Consider the following 1,205-nt stretch of genomic DNA (forward strand, 5'->3'; position numbering starts at 1 on the left):
AATACGAAAAATAGTATTAAAATAAAAATAAAACACCTGCTAATTGAACCCCTAAACCCTTAACTTAATGACATTGAACTCTCGCCGAGGAGGGAACTGCTTTCTACTAGCTCCCCTCTCGAGAGGGGCTGGGGGTGTGTTTTTCAAATTCAAGTATATAAAACTCAATCGCACGAAGAACATTCTCTGTATCCTTTAAAACCTGAAAATCAGTAAATCGTAATATCGTAATTCCAATTTCATTCATCTTATTTTCTTTTACGACATCTTTATTATAAACCTCCAAAAATTCATGCGAATAACCATCTACTTCAATGCCTAACATCAGTTCATACCAGAAAAAATCCAAAATATAATTAGCTATTGGCTTCTGACGATGAAAATCATAACCATACATTTGCTTTCTTTTTAATTTCTGCCAAAGGATAATTTCTGCCTTTGTGGAATTATTACGAAGATCTCTTGCTAAGGCAGTTAATTTGGGATTATAAGGTATGATTTTACGTTTCATTTTCAAATATTAGTTTTACACCTCCCTAACCCTCCTCAAGGAGGGAACCAAATCGTGCTTATTTAAAATTTATACTCCTTTTGAAAACTTTTTAAATACCTCCTCTTCCTACACCTCCCTAGCCCTCCTCGAGGAGGGAACTGCTTTCTATTAGCTCCCCTCTTGAGAGGGGTTGGGGGTGTGTTTTTCGTATTCAACAATATAAAATTCAATAGCTCTTATTACATTTTCAGTATCTTTTAAAACTTGAAAATCAGAAAATCGTAATATCGTAATTCCAATTTCATTCATCTTATTTTCTTTTACGACATCTTTATTATAAACCTCCAAAAATTCATGCGAATAACCATCTACTTCAATGCCTAACATTAGTTCATAACAGAAAAAATCCAAAATATAATTATCTATTGGCTTCTGACGATGAAAATCATAACCATACATTAGCTTTCTTTTTAATTTCTGCCAAACGATAATTTCTGCCTTTGTGGAATTATTACGAAGATCTCTTGCTAAGGCAGTTAATTTGGGATTATAAGGTATGATTTTACGTTTCATATTTTAAAAATCAGCTTTTAACACCTCCCTAACCCTCCTCGAGGAGGGAACTAAATAGTGTTTAATTCAAATTAATACTTCTATTGAAAACTTTTTAAATACCTCCTCTTCCTACACCTCCCTAGCCCTCCTCGAGGAG

Annotated in this window: 2 protein-coding genes; both read right to left on the reverse strand. The window is 33.6% G+C overall.

The features are described from left to right. Positions 1 to 106: 106 nt before the first annotated feature. Entirely contained in the window at positions 107 to 511 is a 405-nt protein-coding gene (locus I5M07_RS15945; RefSeq protein ID WP_200107442.1) for an endonuclease domain-containing protein, read from the reverse strand. Between the two features lie 150 nt (positions 512 to 661). Then, positions 662 to 1,066, reverse strand: a complete 405-nt coding sequence (locus tag I5M07_RS15950; protein WP_200107443.1) for an endonuclease domain-containing protein — start codon at positions 1,064 to 1,066, stop codon at positions 662 to 664. Positions 1,067 to 1,205 lie beyond the last annotated feature (139 nt).

Source organism: Flavobacterium agrisoli, from assembly GCF_016522065.1.
GTDB lineage: Bacteria > Bacteroidota > Bacteroidia > Flavobacteriales > Flavobacteriaceae > Flavobacterium > Flavobacterium agrisoli.